The sequence below is a fragment of the Micrococcus sp. KRD096 genome (assembly GCF_017168495.1).
Lineage (GTDB): Bacteria > Actinomycetota > Actinomycetes > Actinomycetales > Micrococcaceae > Micrococcus > Micrococcus luteus.
The window spans coordinates 1-760 of sequence record NZ_JABFAY010000022.1 but is presented as its reverse complement, the minus strand read 5'-3'; the positions used below and the strand labels follow the sequence as shown (position 1 = coordinate 760).

Here is a 760-nt window from a genome sequence, read left to right as displayed (position 1 = left end):
GATGATGTGTCCATGCGGATCTCTCACGAGGCGATCTATCAGTCCCTGTTCGTCGAGGGACGGGGCGCACTCAAACGCGAACTCGTCGGGTGCCTACGCACCGGACGGGCTCTGCGCGAGCCGCGGGCACGTACCCGGAACAAGCCCCAGGGCCACGTCACCGAGGACGTGGTGTTCAGCAAGCGCCCACCCGAGGCCGCTGATCGTGCTGTGCCCGGGCACTGGGAAGGGGACCTGATCATCGGGACCGAGCGTTCAGCGATCGGGACTCTGGCCGAGCGCAAGAGCCGGGCCACGATCCTGGTCCACTTGCCCCGCCTGCAGGGATGGGGTGAGCAGCCGCCGGTGAAGAACGGGCCGTCGCTGGGCGGGTACGGGGCCGAGGCGATGACCGCGGCCCTGATCAAGGCGATGGCGACGGTGCCGGAGCAGCTGCGTCAGAGCTTGACGTGGGATCGGGGCAAGGAGCTGGCCGGGCATGTCCAGTTCACGATGGCCACGGGCACGAAGGTGTTCTTCGCTGACCCCCACTCGCCGTGGCAGCGGCCGACGAACGAGAACACGAACGGGGTGCTGCGGCAGTACTTCCCCAAGGGCACGGACCTGTCGAGATGGTCGGCCGAGGACCTCGCAGCAGTCGCGTACACGCTGAACAACAGGCCCAGGAAGGTCCTGGACTGGAAGACTCCCGCGGAGGTCTTCGCCGAGCAGCTACGCTCGCTCTCAACGCACGGTGTTGCAACGACCGGTTGAACCCGCC

At 67.2% G+C, this 760-nt stretch carries 1 protein-coding gene; it reads left to right on the top strand.

Annotated features, from left to right (window positions below; translation table 11 throughout):
- A partial coding sequence (locus J1M41_RS10780) for an IS30 family transposase (protein ID WP_206451738.1) occupies window positions 1–753 on the top strand: 753 nt, incomplete at its 5' end.
- Window positions 754–760 lie beyond the last annotated feature (7 nt).